This is a genomic window from Plantibacter sp. Leaf1 (assembly GCF_001421315.1).
Taxonomy (GTDB): domain Bacteria; phylum Actinomycetota; class Actinomycetes; order Actinomycetales; family Microbacteriaceae; genus Plantibacter.
In genome coordinates this window covers 2,067,420-2,082,733 of sequence record NZ_LMJX01000002.1, presented here as the reverse complement: position 1 = coordinate 2,082,733, position 15,314 = coordinate 2,067,420, and the positions used below count along the sequence as shown (strand labels likewise).

14 protein-coding genes are annotated in these 15,314 nt (G+C 69.6%); 8 read left to right on the top strand and 6 right to left on the bottom strand.

Going from position 1 to position 15,314, the window contains the following annotated elements:
- Positions 1-82 precede the first annotated feature (82 nt).
- The 4 genes from ASE44_RS12110 to ASE44_RS12095 all read right to left on the bottom strand — a co-directional run bounded on the left by ASE44_RS12110 (position 83) and on the right by ASE44_RS12095 (position 5,362).
- Positions 83-934, bottom strand: coding sequence for an ATP-binding cassette domain-containing protein (locus ASE44_RS12110; protein ID WP_056780143.1), 852 nt, complete (start codon positions 932-934; stop codon positions 83-85).
- Positions 931-2,790 carry a dipeptide/oligopeptide/nickel ABC transporter permease/ATP-binding protein gene (locus ASE44_RS12105; RefSeq protein ID WP_056780140.1) on the bottom strand — a complete coding sequence of 620 codons (1,860 nt, stop codon included), beginning with the start codon at positions 2,788-2,790 and terminating at the stop codon, positions 931-933. Before ASE44_RS12105 ends, ASE44_RS12110 begins: the two co-directional genes overlap by 4 nt.
- Positions 2,787-3,728, bottom strand: coding sequence for an ABC transporter permease (locus ASE44_RS12100; RefSeq protein WP_056780138.1), 942 nt, complete (start codon positions 3,726-3,728; stop codon positions 2,787-2,789). The genes ASE44_RS12105 and ASE44_RS12100 overlap by 4 nt, the downstream gene beginning before the upstream one ends.
- Positions 3,729-3,841: 113 nt before the next feature.
- Positions 3,842-5,362, bottom strand: a complete 1,521-nt coding sequence (locus ASE44_RS12095) for an ABC transporter substrate-binding protein (protein WP_056780135.1) — start codon at positions 5,360-5,362, stop codon at positions 3,842-3,844.
- A 248-nt stretch (positions 5,363-5,610) separates the two neighbouring features.
- Here ASE44_RS12095 and ASE44_RS12090 point away from each other — a divergent pair, with 248 nt between their 5' ends.
- The gene (locus ASE44_RS12090) at positions 5,611-6,171 is read left to right on the top strand and encodes a TetR/AcrR family transcriptional regulator (RefSeq protein WP_235522595.1); all 561 of its coding nucleotides are present in this window, start codon (positions 5,611-5,613) and stop codon (positions 6,169-6,171) included.
- An 8-nt stretch (positions 6,172-6,179) separates the two neighbouring features.
- Here the strand turns inward: ASE44_RS12090 and ASE44_RS12085 are convergent, their stop codons facing one another.
- Positions 6,180-7,310 (bottom strand): VanZ family protein, encoded by a 1,131-nt coding sequence (locus tag ASE44_RS12085; RefSeq protein ID WP_056780131.1) that lies wholly within the window; start codon positions 7,308-7,310, stop codon positions 6,180-6,182.
- A 116-nt stretch (positions 7,311-7,426) separates the two neighbouring features.
- Between ASE44_RS12085 and ASE44_RS12080 the strand changes: the two genes are divergently transcribed.
- Positions 7,427-8,026, top strand: a complete 600-nt coding sequence (locus tag ASE44_RS12080; protein WP_056780129.1) for an NAD(P)H-dependent oxidoreductase — start codon at positions 7,427-7,429, stop codon at positions 8,024-8,026.
- A gap of 74 nt (positions 8,027-8,100) precedes the next feature.
- Here the strand turns inward: ASE44_RS12080 and ASE44_RS12075 are convergent, their stop codons facing one another.
- On the bottom strand, positions 8,101-8,838 hold the full coding sequence (locus ASE44_RS12075; RefSeq protein WP_056009852.1) for a FadR/GntR family transcriptional regulator: 738 nt from the start codon (positions 8,836-8,838) through the stop codon (positions 8,101-8,103).
- A gap of 231 nt (positions 8,839-9,069) precedes the next feature.
- On the opposite strand from ASE44_RS12075, the gene ASE44_RS12070 reads away from it, so the two are divergent.
- The 6 genes from ASE44_RS12070 to ASE44_RS12045 are packed head-to-tail and all read left to right on the top strand — an operon-like array spanning position 9,070 to position 15,163.
- A complete protein-coding gene (locus ASE44_RS12070) occupies positions 9,070-10,449 on the top strand; it encodes an MFS transporter (RefSeq protein WP_235522594.1) in 1,380 nt (459 codons plus the stop codon).
- Positions 10,446-12,206 carry a dihydroxyacetone kinase family protein gene (locus tag ASE44_RS12065; RefSeq protein ID WP_056780124.1) on the top strand — a complete coding sequence of 587 codons (1,761 nt, stop codon included), beginning with the start codon at positions 10,446-10,448 and terminating at the stop codon, positions 12,204-12,206. Before ASE44_RS12070 ends, ASE44_RS12065 begins: the two co-directional genes overlap by 4 nt.
- Positions 12,203-12,673 carry a ribose-5-phosphate isomerase gene (locus ASE44_RS12060; RefSeq protein ID WP_056009848.1) on the top strand — a complete coding sequence of 157 codons (471 nt, stop codon included), beginning with the start codon at positions 12,203-12,205 and terminating at the stop codon, positions 12,671-12,673. The genes ASE44_RS12065 and ASE44_RS12060 overlap by 4 nt, the downstream gene beginning before the upstream one ends.
- Positions 12,673-13,500 (top strand): triose-phosphate isomerase family protein, encoded by an 828-nt coding sequence (locus tag ASE44_RS12055; protein ID WP_056780122.1) that lies wholly within the window; start codon positions 12,673-12,675, stop codon positions 13,498-13,500. The genes ASE44_RS12060 and ASE44_RS12055 overlap by 1 nt, the downstream gene beginning before the upstream one ends.
- A complete protein-coding gene (locus tag ASE44_RS12050; protein WP_056780118.1) occupies positions 13,497-14,294 on the top strand; it encodes a sugar phosphate isomerase/epimerase in 798 nt (265 codons plus the stop codon). The genes ASE44_RS12055 and ASE44_RS12050 overlap by 4 nt, the downstream gene beginning before the upstream one ends.
- Positions 14,291-15,163, top strand: a complete 873-nt coding sequence (locus ASE44_RS12045) for a phosphogluconate dehydrogenase C-terminal domain-containing protein (RefSeq protein WP_082455984.1) — start codon at positions 14,291-14,293, stop codon at positions 15,161-15,163. Before ASE44_RS12050 ends, ASE44_RS12045 begins: the two co-directional genes overlap by 4 nt.
- Positions 15,164-15,314: the final 151 nt, after the last annotated feature.

The following is a 15,314-nucleotide window of genomic DNA, read 5'->3' as shown; positions in this document are numbered from 1 at the left end:
TGGGTCTCAGGGACCGGTGGTGCGCCCGGCCGGCCAGGTTCCTGGCCCCGGCCGACCGGGCGGTCGTGGTGATCCGGACGGATCAGGCGGCGGACTCGGCGGCCCGTTGCTCGTCGATGAGGCGGCGACGCTCGACGCGGCGGTCCTCCTGACGATCGGGGTCCGGGATCGGCGCGGCCATGAACAGGCGCTGCGTGTAGGGGTGGGCGGGACGCGCGGTCACCTGGTCGCCGTCGCCGGACTCCACGATCTCGCCGTGGTACATGACGGCCACACGGTGGCTGATGTGCCGGACGACCGCGAGGTCGTGCGAGATGAAGAGGTAGGCGACGCCCGTCTGCTCCTGGATGTCGATGAACAGGTCGAGCACGCGGGCCTGCGTCGACAGGTCGAGTGCCGACACCGGCTCGTCGCAGACGATGAGCTTCGGGTCGAGCGCCAGCGCACGGGCGATCGCGATGCGCTGCCGCTGCCCACCGGAGAACTCCCGCGGCAGGCGTGACGCGGCACCGGTCGGCAGCTGCACCTGGTCGAGCAGCGTGCCGACGCGCTTGCGGGCGTCCGCTCCGGAGACCCCACGCACGGTGAGCGGCTCGGTGAGGATCTGCTCGATCGTGAGCGAAGGGTTCAGCGAGGAGTACGGGTCCTGGAACACCACCTGGATCTCCGAGCTCAACGCCCGACGCTCCTTACGCTTCAGGTGACCGATCTCGCGGTCGCGGTAGCGGATGCTGCCACCCGTCACCGGGGCGAGGCCCAGCACGGCACGACCGAGGGTGGTCTTGCCCGAGCCGGACTCGCCGACCAGGCCGACGGTCTCGCCGGGCCGGATGTCGATCGAGACCCCTTTGAGCGCCTTGAAGGGCTGGGCGCGGAGCCCCTTGCCCGGGTATTCGACTTCGAGGTCCTTCACCTCGAGCAGTGACGTCGTCATCGGGTCTCTCCTGTCAGGTTCGTCGCGAGCGCCGGTCGGGCGGGACCCTCGTCGAGGATCGCGCCGAGCAGCGACTGGGTGTACGGGTGCTGGGCGTCGTTGAAGATCGAGCGCACGGGCCCGGTCTCGACGATGAGGCCGTTCTGCATGACCGAGACCCGGTCGCAGAGGTCGGCGACGACCCCGAAGTTGTGCGTCACGAGGAGCATCGCCATGTGCCGCTCGGCCTGCAGGTCGCGCAGCAGGTCGAGCACCTCGGCCTGCACCGTCACGTCGAGCGCCGTGGTGGGCTCGTCGGCGATGATGATGTCCGGGTCGGTCGACACGGCGCCGGCGATGAGCACGCGCTGGGCCATGCCGCCGGAGACCTCGTGCGGGTAGGCGGCGAAGGTGCGCTTCGGGTTGGGGATGCCGACCCGCTCGAGGAGGGCGAGGGCCTTGTCCGTCGCGTCCTTCTTGCTGAGGCCGAGGGCGACCCGGAGCGGTTCGACCAGCTGGCTGCCGATCGTGAACGCCGGGTCGAGGTTCGACATCGGCTCCTGCGGGATGTAGCCGATGCGCCTGCCGCGGATGGCCGTGTATTCGCGCTCGCCGAGGGTGTCGAGGCGCGTGCCCTCGTAGCGGATGGTGCCGTCGGTGACCCGGCCGCCGCGGGGCAGGAGCCCGAGGACACCCCACGCGGTCTGGGTCTTGCCCGAGCCGGACTCGCCGATGAGGCCGTGGACCTCGCCGCGACGGATGTCGAGGTCGACGCCGTGGACGACCTCGGTGACCCGGCCGCCCTCCTGGTCGTAGCCGACGCGGAGGTCGCGGACGCTGAGGACGAGCTCCTCGGCACGGACGGCGGCGCGGGCGTCGTCGTCGTGACGGATGGGCGGCACCCCGACGATCTCGTCCTCCGAGATCCCCGACGTGCTGATCGACTGGGTGACGATCGTGTTCGAGCCCGTCTTCGAGGTCGTCACGATCTTGCGACGACGGCGACGGACGCTCACGGTGCGCTCCAGCTCGTCGCGCATCGCGTTGGCGAGCAGGGTGAGCGCGATGCAGGTGAGGGCGATCGCGAGCGACGGCCACACCATGAGGATCGGTGCCTTGTAGATGTTCGTGAAGCCGTCGTTCAGCATCGAACCCCAGGTGGGGACCGACAGGTCGCCGAGCCCGAGGAACTCGAGACCGGACTGGATGGCGATCGCGATGCCGGCGATGATCGCAGACTGGATGATGATCGGTGCGCGGACGACCGACAGGATGTGCTTGCCGATGATGCGCGGATCGCTGAGGCCGGAGACCCGGGCGGCGTCGACGTACAGCTCGGACCGCACTGCCGTGACCGCGGCGTACACGAGCCGGAAGTACGAGGGCGAGAGCAGGATGCCGAAGATCGCCATCGAGATCCAGACCGACGGGCCGAGGACGGCGCGGGCGGCGAGGAGGACGACGATGCCGGGCAGCGCCATGATGAGGCCGGTGAACCAGGACGACACCGAGTCGAACCAGCCCTGGTAGTACCCGGCGATCAGGCCGGCGACGACACCGATGACGATCGCGACCACGAGGGCGAGGAGCGCCGCGGCGACGCTGATCTGGGTGGCCGCGAGCAGCCGGGAGAGCACGTCGCGTCCGGCGCTGTCCGCTCCGAGGAGGTGGTCGGCGCTCGGCGGTGCGAGCACGAGCTGCAGCGAGGCGAGGTTCGGGTCTTGCGGCGCGATGAGCGGCCCGAAGATCGCGATCACGCCGACGATCGCGAGGAACACGAGCGACGCGGCGCCGATCGGACGCTTGAGGAGCCGGCGCAGGAGGTTGACGCGGACCTGTGGGGTCGGGACGGTCAGCGGGGTTTCGATGGCGGTCATGACAGTCGCACCTTCGGGTTGAGCGCAGCCTGCGCGAGGTCGATGAGCAGGTTGACGACGACGACGATGATCGCGGTCGCGATGACGACGCCCATCACGATGGGGATGTCGCCGGAGGTCGTCGCCTGCACGGCGAGCTGACCGATGCCGGGGAGGGCGAAGATCTGCTCGATGATGACGGCGCCGCCGAGGAGGCCGATGAACTGCACGGCGAGGACGGCGAGGGCCGGGCCGCCGGCGTTCCGGAGCACGTGCTTGTAGATCACGCGGTTGGTGCCGAGACCGCGGCTGCGGAGGGTGCGCACGTAGTCCTTCGACATCGCGTCGACGACCGAGCCGCGCACCTGCTGCGACACCGTCGCGATGGCGCCGATGGCGAGCGCGATGATCGGCAGCGTCACGGAGGCCACCCATCCCGAGAAGGAGGTGGTGATCGGGATGTACCCGGTCGCCTTGAACAGGCGCAGGTTGATGGCGAAGGTGATGACGAGCACGAGGGCGATGAGGAAGCTGGGGATCGCGAACCCGATGACGGAGATGAACTGGACGACGTTGTCGATCCATCCACCGCGTCGGGCGGCGAGGACGCCGAGGATGACCGAGACGATCGCGGCGATGATGGTCGCGCCGAGGACGATGGAGAGCGTCACCGCGAGGCGACCGGAGACACCGGTGGAGACGAGCTGACCGGTGAACCAGGACCGACCGAGGTCGCCCTGGAAGGCCGAGGTGAGCCAATCGACGTACTGCGCGGGGAGCGGGCGGTCGAGGCCGAGCTCCGCGGACTTCTTCGCGACGGTCTCGGCGGTCGCGCTCTGGCCGAGGATGCGGCGGGCGATGTCACCGCCGCCGAGGTAGAGGAGGGAGTACGCGATCACGGAGATCACGAAGATGAGGACGACACCGGAAACCAGGCGTCTGAGGATGAATCCGAGCATGGGTCACTCCAGGAAGTGGGTGAGCGAGGAGAGGGTGGGGGCCGAGATGCGGCCGGGGTCCCGGTCCCTGAGCCTGTCGAAGGGCACCCCTCGACAGGCTCAGGGCCAGCGGACTACTTCGGCTGGATGTCGTAGATCGACGGGTACGCGTTCGTCGGGATCATCTTCACCGTCGTGTTCGCGTCGGTGGCGAAGCTGCCCTGCACCCGGTAGAAGGGTGCGAACCAGGCCTGCTCGACGATGTACGCGTTGAGCTCCTTCGCGACCGTGCCCTGCGTCGCCTCATCGCCGTACTGGATCTGCTTGATGTACTCGTCGACCTTCGGGTCTGCGTACTTGAACGGGTTGAACACCGCGTTCGGGGCGATCATGAACTGGATGAGCTGCCAGTCGGGGTTCTGCTCGAGCGCCATGAACGACACGGGGAACTTCGGCGCCAGGAGGTCGGCGATGAAGTTGTTGCCCGGGTCGACGTACTCGGCGGTGATGCCGACGTCGGCGAGCTGCTGCGAGATGAGCGTGTAGGTGGTGGCACCCAGCACGGCGGAGGACGGCATGGAGAGCGTCAGGCCGTCGGCGTAGCCGGCTTCGGCGAGGAGCTCCTTGGCCTTCTCGGGGTCGTAGCCGTAGCGGTCGTCGAGCGCCTTGTCGTAGGCGGGGGAGTTCTCCGGGAAGACCTGCCCGGTGACGGTGCCGTTGTCGTTCTGCAGCGCCTTGAGCAGTGCCGGGCGGTCGAACGCGTAGTTGATGGCCTGGCGGACGCGGACGTCGGCGATGGCCGGGTTCATGGTGCCGGCGCGGTCGAGGAGGAGCATGCCCTGGAAGTCGAGCTCGTTGGCGTTGACGGTCCAGCCGGCGCCCTCCACCTCGGCGAGGTTGTCGTTGTTGGCGAGCTTGATGCCGTTGATCTCGCCGGACTTGACGGCGTTGAGGCCGGCGGTCGCGTCCTGGAGGACGTTGATGGTCAGCTTGTCGTAGTGCTGCCAGTCCTTGTTCCAGTAGTCGGGGTTCGCGGTGTACGAGTAGCTCGTGCCGGTGACGGTGGCCGCGGTGTCGAGGACGTACGGGCCGGAGCCGACCGGGTTGGTCGCGAGGTCCGGGCTGTCGAACGACTCGGCGCTGGCGACGAGGCCCGGGTCGCGGGTGAGGTAGTTGAGCATGGCCGGGTCGGGTGCGCTCAGCGTGATGACGACGGTGGTCTCGTCGGGGGCCTCGACGGAGGCGACGCCCGCGAAGTAGCCGGCGTCGGGGGAGGTGCCGGTCTTGAAGCGTTCGAGGTTCTGCTTGACGACGTCGGCGGTGAGCTTCGAGTCGTCGGTGAAGGTGACGTCGTCGCGGATCTTGAGCGTCAGGACGGTGTTGTCCTCGTTGTACTCGTAGGAGGTCGCGAGGGAGGGGACGATCTCGCCGTCGGCGGTGGCGACGAGCAGCGTGTCGAAGACGGCCTGGTAGAAGGGCGAGCGGTTGCCCCACTCTGAGCCGGCGGGGTCGAAGGTGGTGGGGGGAGTGATCGCACCAATGATCAGGGTGCCACCGGAGCCGCCGTCCGAGCCGGAGGGGCTACCGGAGCATCCGGTGAGCACGAGTGCAGCGGCGGTGACCGCGACGGCTGCGGTCGTCTTCCATCGGAACATCTTTGTCCTATCGCTGTGAGCAATCCCTCATCGGATCGCTGGTGATTGAGGACGGTAGCACGAAACCCAAGTGGTCACTAGCTTTTTGTTTTCGCCCATGTCACAGTTGGATCACGACCAGGCCGCGGGTGTTCGACGACGAACGCGCTATCGTGAAGCCGTCCGAAGGGGGAGGTCGTCCGATGACATCGGCCAAGACCGGGAACAAGCCGCAGGGGAAGCCACGCGGTGCATATGCCAAAACGGGGATGAAGCGCGTCGCGATCCTCGACGCCGCGCTCGCGGTGTTCGCGAACGGCGGCTACCGCGCGGGTTCACTGCGCGAAGTGGCGGCCCAGGTGGGCATGAGCGAGGCCGGGCTGCTGCACCACTTCCCGAACAAGAGCGCACTGCTCGCCGCCGTGCTCTCACACCGTGACGACCTCTCGGCCACCCTCGTGCCGATGGACGGCGACGACCCGATCGAGACGCTCCGGGGGTTGGTCGCACTCGCCCGGTACAACGCCTCCGTGCCCGGCGTGGTCGCGCTCTACTGCACGCTCTCGGCCGAAGCCACCTCGCCCGACCACCCGGCCCACGACTACTTCGTCGACCGCTATGAGAGCACCCGCGGGCGACTGGAGCGGACCTTCGGCCTGCTCGTCTCCGCCGGTCGGGTCCGTGCGGGCTTCCCCGTGACGAGTGCCGCCTTCATGACGCTCGCCCTCATGGACGGCCTCCAGGTGCAGTGGCTGCTCGCGCCGGAGTCGGTCGACATGGCGGACGAACTGCACGCGTTCCTCTCGGGGCTCCTCGGCTCCGAGCTGTAGGCAGCGAGCTACGGCTTGGGCGAGCGAGCGTCGCGCAGTTCCGCGCCGACCGACGCGTAGGAGACTCCTCGTCGGGCCCGCGTGAACGGGACCGACACGACGGCGACCGTCACGATGATCGCGCTCAGGAGGCCGACGACGCCGACGATCGTCTGCGCGAGGCCGCTGGTGGCATCGGGTGTCTGCGCCGCCGTCGTGGTGGCGATGTACGGCAGGGCGACGATGGACCCGCGGTAGAGGCGGCGGAGGCCCGACCCGCGGCCGTCGGGCCACTCGGGCGTCAGCCAGACGAGTCGCTGACCGATCGAGGCACCGCTTCCGATGAGCGCCGGGAGGACGATCACGAGGGCGACCGTGCCCGCACCGATACTGAGCACCTCCGCGAGCGTCGGGTCGTTCGCGGTCCCGGTCGCGCCCGTGAGCAGCACGCGCGGGACGACGAACACCAGCGACAGCACCGTGATCGACAGGTTCACGGCGACCGCGTCGAGGACCATGCCGAACCACCGGCGCCAGACGGTCACCGGGCGCGCGCGGTCGCGGGTCGCCCGCAGTGCCCGGGCGCTCGGCATCCAGCCCAGCACGATCGGTGCGATGAGGGCACCGATCGCCGCGCCCATGGTGTTGGTGATGACGTCGTCGACGTCGGCCACCCGGTAGGCGCACTCGTACAGCCCCCAGATGCCGGTGTACTGCGTCGACTCGATGAGCAGGGAGACGAGCGCGCCGAGCAGGATCGAGACGCCGAGGCCGCGGTTCCAGTACCGACGGGCGATGGCGCCGAACGGGATGAACAGGACGACGTTCAGGACGACCTGGAGGAACGCGTGGCTGGTGAGCGTGCTGAGGACCGAGAAGCCGGCGGTCTCCCGCGCGATGTCGCCGATCGAGTGCCCGGGGACGAGCTCGAGTGCCCCGTGCGCCGTGGCACAGTTCGCGCGCTCGTCGGGCAGCGGGAGCAGGGTGTAGGCGACGAGGGCGACGGCGTAGATGCTGACGCCGGCGGCGCCGAGCACGCGCGGGAGGGACATCTGGCCGTATCGGCGGACCTGCACGAGCAGGATGGGCCCGAGCACGGCGAAGAAGATCGCCGTACCGCCGACGAGTCCGATCCACGCCTGCCAGGTCCATCCGCTCATTCCGACAACAGTAGGGCGAGCCCGGGGTCCACGGCATCAGTCGTCGGATGGACGGCCGTCATCCGCAGGATGGTGGCTTCGGCAGTGCATGCTCCCGGTGCACGCGAAGATGGAGGGTGCCCACCCTCATCGTGACCACCCACCCAGACCCCGACTCCCTCACCCACCACCTCGCTCAGCGGCTCGCGACCGAGCTGCGATCGACCTCCGGCCCGGCCGACGTCGAGCTCGCGGATCTCGCTGCGGAGGGCTTCGACCCGCGGTACACGCTCGCCGACCGGCACACCTACCGCGTGGGCGGGGACTACACCCCCGACGTGGCCGCCGAGCAGGAGCGGCTCGACCGCGCCACCGACCTCGTGCTCGTCTTCCCGGTGTACTGGTGGTCGACTCCCGCTCTGCTCAAAGGGTGGTTCGACCGCGTGTTCGTCAACGGTTGGGCGTTCGGCCTCGACGCCGAGGGCGGGATCGTCCGCAAGCTCGACCGGCTGCGGATCCACCTCGTGCCCGTCGCCGGCGACGACGCGGGCGTCTACGACCGCCACGGCTACGAGCAGGCGATGCGGACGCAGCTCGAGCACGGCATCGTCGACTTCTGCGGTGCCCGCCGCGGCGTGACGGCCTTCGTGCACGACTCCGAGCGTGAGGACGCCGAGGGGCGTGCGGCTGCGGTGGGCGCCGCCGTCACCGCGGTCGTGGAGGCGATCCGCGCCTGACCGCCCGGACCGGTCCCTGAGCTTGTCGAAGGGCGGCCTCGGGCAGGGCTCCGGTCACCAGGCCGGTCGAAGCGCTACGCCGTGAGGGTGCGGTTCAGGCGCTCGGTCGCAGTGTCCATGTGGTGTTGCATCGCGGCCGTCGCGGCGGCCGGGTCGCCCGACATGATCGCCTCGTAGACGGCCTCGTGCTCCTCGAAGGCGAGCTGCGCGTCGACGTCCTCGTGGATGCCGCGCTCCACCCAGATGCGGAGGAGCGAGCGGATGCTCTGCAGGAGGTCCGACAGCACGCGGTTCCCGGTGGCGGCGGCGAGTTCGAGGTGGAACTTGAGGTCGGCCTCGATGAACCTCGTGCGGTTCGCGCCGGCCTCGCGCATGGCGGTGAGGTGGTTGCGCAGCCGGTTGCGGGCCATGTCGTCCATGCGGGTCGCGGCGAGCCCAGCGGCGAACACCTCGAGCTGCCCACGCACCTCGATGAGTTCGCGGGTGCGTGGCTCACCGAGCATGAGGCCCCAGCTGAGGGTCTCGGGGAGGAGCTCGGACACGCTGCCGCGCAGGTAGGTGCCGCTCCCGGGGCGGACGTCGACGACGCCGAGGATCTCGAGGGCGGCGAGCGCCTCCCGCACGGCTGAACGTCCGATGCCGAGCGACGCGGCGAGCTGACGCTCCGGAGGAAGGCGGGTTCCCGGCGCGATGTCGCCGCTCGTGAAGTGGTCGAGGAGCCGTTTCGCGACGGCCGAGACCGCGGATCCGACGGCGACGGGACCGAGGCTGGACGAGATGTCGTCGGTCGGCCGATCCGGGAACGCAGGCATGGGTTCACTGTATCGCGGCCCTTCGACAAGCTCAGGGACCGGGAGGGGCGCTCAGGGACCGGGAGGGTGCCGGGACCACCGCGGTCCCTGAGCCTGTCGAAGGGCGCTCCGTGGGTCCCGCGTTATCGACCAGCTGTTGAATTGGTCAACCGGTTGATGTATCGTTCATTCCGGTCCGGACCGGACCACGCCCTGCCCGCGGCATCGATGCCGCCCAGACGAGGAGTCATAGTGGACACCACCGCCCCCGCGGCCAATCCGGCTGTCGAGCGATCAGCGATCCGGAAGGTCTCGATCCGCCTCGTGCCGTTCGTGGCGCTGATGTTCTTCATCAACTACCTGGACCGCACCGCGATCGGCTTCGCCGCCCCCAACGGCATGAACGACGACCTCGCGCTCTCCGCCGCCCAGTTCGGCTTCGCATCCGGCGTGTTCTTCATCGGCTACATCCTCTTGGAGGTGCCGAGCAACCTCGCGCTCAACAAGTTCGGTGCCCGCCGCTGGCTCGCGCGCATCATGGTCACCTGGGGCATCGTCGCGGTCCTGTTCACCTGGGTCGCCAACTTCGAGCAGCTCGCCATCCTGCGCTTCGTGCTCGGTGTGGCCGAGGCCGGCTTCTTCCCGGGCGCCATCCTCTTCCTGAGCCTCTGGGTCCCGGCCAAGCACCGCAGCAAGATCCTCGCGCTCTTCTACCTGGCGCAGCCGCTCACCACCGTCATCGGCGCCCCGCTCGCCGGGTGGCTCATCGGCCAGCACGGCGTGTTCTTCGGCCTTGAGGGCTGGCGGTTCATGTTCCTCGGCGTCGGTCTCCCCGCCATCCTGATCGGTGTCATCGCCTGGTTCTACCTGAAGGACCGCCCCGCGGACGCGAAGTGGCTGACCACCGAGGAGCAGGTCTGGCTCACGGCCGCCCTCGCCCACGAGAAGGCGACCACGGAGCAGAAGCAGGGCCACGTCAGCCTCAAGCACGCGTTCACGAGCGGCCGCGTCTGGATGCTCGCCTTCATCTACTTCGGCTTCATCTACGGCCTTTACGCGCTCGGCTTCTTCCTCCCCACGATCATCGAGGGCTTCCAGGCGAGCTTCGGCGTCGAGTTCAATGTCATGCAGAAGGGCCTCATCACGGCGATCCCGTACGTGCCGGCCGCCATCGCCCTGTACTTCTGGTCGCGTGACGCGACGCGTCGTGGCCTGAAGACCTGGCACATCGTGATCCCCGCGATCGTCGGTGCCGTGAGCATCCCGCTCGCCCTCTTCGCGAACTCGCCCGCCCTCACGATCGCGATCATCGCGGTCACCGCCATGGCGATCTTCGCGGCGCTGCCCAACTTCTGGACGCTGCCCACGCAGTTCCTGACGGGTGCCGCAGCCGCCGCCGGTATCGCGCTCATCAACACCGTCGGCAACCTCGCCGGCTTCTCCGCGCCGTACATCACCGGTGCCGTCGCGGACCTCACGAAGGTCGGCGACACCCCGCAGTACGTCGTCCCGATGTTCATCGTCGGCGGCTTCATGATGATCTCCGCGACGCTCATGGTGATCCTCTCGAAGCAGCGGAGCTCTCGCGAGCTGCGCGTCTCGCACGACGACCTCACGGGTAAGACCCGATGACGCGCCTCTTCAACGACCCGGCGGACTTCGCCGACGAGATGATCGACGGCTTCGTCGCGGCGAACCGTCACCAGGTCCGGCGCGTGACCGGCGGGGTCGTGCGGAGCACCCGCACCCCCGAGGGCACCGTCGCGGTCGTCATCGGCGGCGGCTCCGGGCACTACCCGGCGTTCGGCGGCATCGTCGGCCAGGGGCTCGCGCACGGTGCGGCGATGGGCAACCTGTTCGCCTCGCCGTCCGCACATCAGGTGGAGTCGGTCGCGAAGGCCGCCGAGCGTGGCGGCGGCGTGCTGCTCAGCTACGGCAACTACGCCGGCGACGTCCTCCACTTCACCCAGGCGCAGGACGCCCTGAACGCGGCGGGGATCCCCACCCGCAGCGTCGCCGTCACCGACGACATCTCGAGCGCGCCGCTCACCGAACAGCACAAGCGTCGCGGGATCGCCGGCGACCTCACGGTGTTCAAGTCGGCTGCCGCCGCGGCCGAGGCGGGCTACGACCTCGACGAGGTCGTCCGCGTCGCCACCCACGCGAACGAGCGCACCCGGTCCTTCGGCGTCGCCTTCAGCGGCTGCACCTTGCCGGGCGCGACCGAGCCGCTCTTCACCGTGCCCGAGGGCCGCATGGCGGTCGGGATGGGCATCCACGGCGAGCCCGGCATCGACGAGACCGACGTGCCGACGGCCGATGAACTCGCGACGCTGCTCGTGTCCTCCCTCCTCGCGGAACTGCCCGAGGGTGTGACCGAGGCCGCTGGCGCGCGCGTCGGCGTCATCCTCAACGGACTCGGTTCCGTGAAGTACGAGGAGCTGTTCGTCGTCTACCGTGCGGTCGCCACGCAGCTGGAGGCCGCGGGCATCGAGATCGTCGACCCCGAGGTCGGCGAACTCGTGACGAGCTTCGATATGGCGGGCGTCTCGCTCACCCTGTTCTGGTTGGACGAGGAGCTCGAGGGCTTCTGGGCGGCCGGCGCGGACACCCCCGCGTACCGCAAGGGCGTCGTCGCAGCGGCCGAGCAGCTCGACCCCTCCGAGCTCGTCGCCGAGGTCGCCGCGGCGATCCCGGCGTCCACCCCGGCCTCACGCGAAGCCGCCACGACCGTCGTCGCCGCGCTCGACGCCCTCGTCGAGGTGATCGACACGAACGTCGAGGAACTCGGCCGGATCGACGCGGTGGCCGGCGACGGCGACCACGGCATCGGCATGCAGCGGGGAGCCCGCGCAGCTGTCGCCGCGGCCCACGCGGCCGCCGACGCCGGAGCCGGTGCCCGCACCGTCCTCCACCTCGCCGGCGACGCCTGGGCCGACCGCGCCGGCGGCACCTCGGGAGCCCTCTGGGGTCTTGCGCTCCGCTCGGTCGGCACGTCCCTCGGCGACGAGACCGCTCCCTCCCGCAGCGACGTCGCGGCCGGCGTGCAGGCCGCCGTCGACGGCATCATGTCGTTCGGCAAGGCCGAGGTCGGGCAGAAGACGATGGTCGACGCTCTCGTGCCGTTCACGACGACGCTCAGCGCCTCCGTCGCCGACGGGGCCGACCTCCTCGCCGCGTGGACGACCGCCGCCGCAGCCGCCTCCACGGCCGCCGCGGAGACCGCCGACCTCCTGCCGAAGATGGGCCGCGCCCGTCCGCACGCCGAGAAGAGCCTCGGCACCGTCGACGCGGGTGCATACTCGTTCGGCCTCATCGTCCAGGCGATCGTCCCCGTCCTGGGATCCGCCGCATCCACCAGCACCACCACAGAAGGAGTACCCGCATGACCGATCAGTTACGCATCGTCATCGGCTCGGATGACGCCGGGTTCGACTACAAGGAGATCGTCAAGCGCGACCTCGAACAGCACGACGGCGTCGCCTCGCTCGTCGACGTGGGGGTCGACGCCGACGGTCACACCGCCTACCCGCGCGTCGCCATCGCCGCAGCCGAGCTCGTCGCTTCCGGGCAGGCCGACCGTGCGCTGCTCTTCTGCGGCACCGGCCTCGGTGTCGCCATCGCCGCCAACAAGGTGCCCGGCATCCGGGCCGTCACCGCCCACGACAGCTTCTCCGTCGAGCGCGGCGTGCTGAGCAACAACGCGCAGGTGCTCACCATGGGCCAGCGCGTCATCGGCATCGAGCTCGCCCGCCGCCTGGTGCGCGAGTGGCTGACCTACCGCTTCGACGAGTCCAGCGCGAGCGCCGAGAAGGTCGCCGTCATCGGCGAGTACGAGGCGACGGGCTCCTGCTGATGACCGCCTCCCCGTCGACCGCGAGCACGTCGACCGCGCCCCGCGTGGTCGGTGTGAGCCTGAAGATGTACTTCGGCCACGCGCAGACCCTCGACTGGATCGAGCAGGTGGGCGCTCTCGCCCGCCGGCACGAGGCCGTCGTCAACGGTCGAGTGCGGTTGTTCGTCATCCCCGGCTACCTCTCGATCGCGGCCTCGGTGGCGGCGCTGGCGGGGACGGGTGTCCTCGTCGGCGCACAGGACCTCGCAAGCGCCGACCGCGGCGCCTTCACGGGTGAGGTCGGCGGGCCGGAGCTCGCCGAGGTCGGTGTGACCGTGGTCGAGGTCGGCCACGCGGAGCGCCGCTCGCTCTTCGGCGAGACCGACGAGGTCGTCGCCGAGAAGACCGCAGCCGCCCTCCGGAACGGCATCTCGCCCGTGCTCTGCATCGGCGAGCGGGAGCGGATGGCCCCCGAGGACGCCGCGGCGGAGTGCCTGCGTCAGCTCGACTCCGCGCTCGCGGACGCCGTCGCCGGCCCGGTCATCGTGGCGTACGAGCCCGTGTGGGCGATCGGCGCGGCGGAACCGGCGGAGCCCGCGTACGTCCGAGCCGTCGGTGCGATCCTCCGGACGGCGATGGCCGGTCGCGGTGACCGCGCGGGCAGTTCGGTGATCTACGGCGGCAGCGCCGGACCGGGCCTGCTCACCGCACTCGGCGACGACGTCGACGGCGTGTTCCTCGGACGCTTCGCCCACGACGTCGCGGCGCTCGAAGCCGTACTCGACGAGGCCCTTCGACAAGCTCAGGATGGCACCCTTCGACAAGCTCAGGGACCGAGGACAGCATGATCGGCTTCGGCACGTACACCTTCTTCTGGGAGGGCTCGGAACTCGCCCCCGAGCGCCTGAGCGTCATCGGCATGATCGAGCGCACGGCCGAGGCCGGCGTGGGGCTCTTCCAGATCTGCGACGACGCACGCATCGAGACCATGTCCGACGACGAACTCCGCCAGGTCGCCGAGGCCGGCCGCTCGCTCGGGGTGGTGCTCGAACTCGGCACCAAGGGGATCGCGGTCGCGCACCTCGAACGGTTCCTCCACATCGCGACCCTGCTCGGTGCGACGCTTCTGCGCAGCATGGTCACCTCGGGCGACGACCGTCCGACCCACGACGAAGCCGTCGAGCGCCTCCGCCAGGTGCTCCCGGCGTTCGAGGCCGCCGGCGTGACCATCGCGCTCGAGACCTACGAACAGTTGTCGTCGCAGGAGCTCGTCGACCTCGTGACCGCCGTCGACCACCCGAACCTCGGGATCTGCCTCGACCCGGCCAACACCGTCGCGCGACTCGAACACCCGAGCGACGTCATCGCCCGCACCGCCCCGCACGTGCGCAACATCCACGTGAAGGACTTTGCATTCACCCGTCGGGGTGGCTGGGTCGGGTTCACCCTCGAGGGTGCGCCGCTCGGCACCGGCCTGCTCGACTACCCCGCCCTCACCGCCGCCGTCCGTCCGGACGAACGCGGTGTCAACCAGATCATCGAACACTGGCTCCCCCTCGGCGACTCCATCACGGAGACCATCGAGCTCGAGCGCACGTGGACCGCACACAACCTGCAGTACCTGAGAGAAGGAAGATCATGACCGACACCACCACCGTCGCGGACCAGCTCACCATCGCCGTCATCGGCGCCGGCGGCAAGATGGGCATGCGCGTCTCCAACAACCTCGTGAAGACCAGCCACACCGTCTTCTACAGCGAGGTCTCGCCCGCCGGCCAGGAGCGCGTGACCGAAGCCGGTCGCGAGCTCACCGAGACCGATGCGGCCGTCACCGACGCCGACGTCGTCATCCTCGCCGTCCCCGACCTGGCGCTCAAGGCCGTGTCCGCCGGCGTCGTCCCGCTCATGAAGTCGGGCGCCGTGCTCCTCACGCTCGACCCGGCCGCCGCCTACGCGGGGCTGCTCACCCGTCGTGACGACGTCATCCAGGCCGTCACGCACCCCTGCCACCCCTCGGTCTTCGTCGAGCGCCACACGCCCGAGGAGTACGCGGACACCTTCGGTGGCATCGCGGCCCTGCAGGACGCCATCGCAGCGATCGAGTCCGACGACGCCGCCAAGCAGGCGCAGGTCGAGGCCGTCGTCCGGGCGATCTTCGCCCCCGTCGGCGAGGTCCACTGGGTCACGGTCAAGCAGCTCGCGCAGCTCGAGCCGACCCTCGTCGAGACCATCGCCTGCATGATCGGCGCGCTGCTCAAGGAGTCGCTCGACGAGGCCGTGAACACGATGGGCGTGCCGGAGCCGGCCGCTCGTGCGATCCTCCTCGGCCACACGCAGGTCGCGCTCGCGAACTCGCTCAAGGGCGACAACCCGTTCTCCGATGCGTGCCTCATCGCGATGGACTACGGTCGCAGCGCGATCATCAAGGACGACTGGAAGAAGGTCTTCCAGGACGACGAGCTCGACAAGAACCTCGCCGCCATGCTCCACCTCGACAAGATCGAGCGGTAGGACCCGGCTCCAGCTCACCTCCCTTCTCGTTCCCTTTCTCAGGACTCCTGCGGCGCGTCGGTCACTCCGGCGGACGGCGCGCCGGGCATGTCCTGAGAAAGGGAACCGGACGGGATGGGGCTCACCACATGCGGTCAACCGGTTGTGCCGG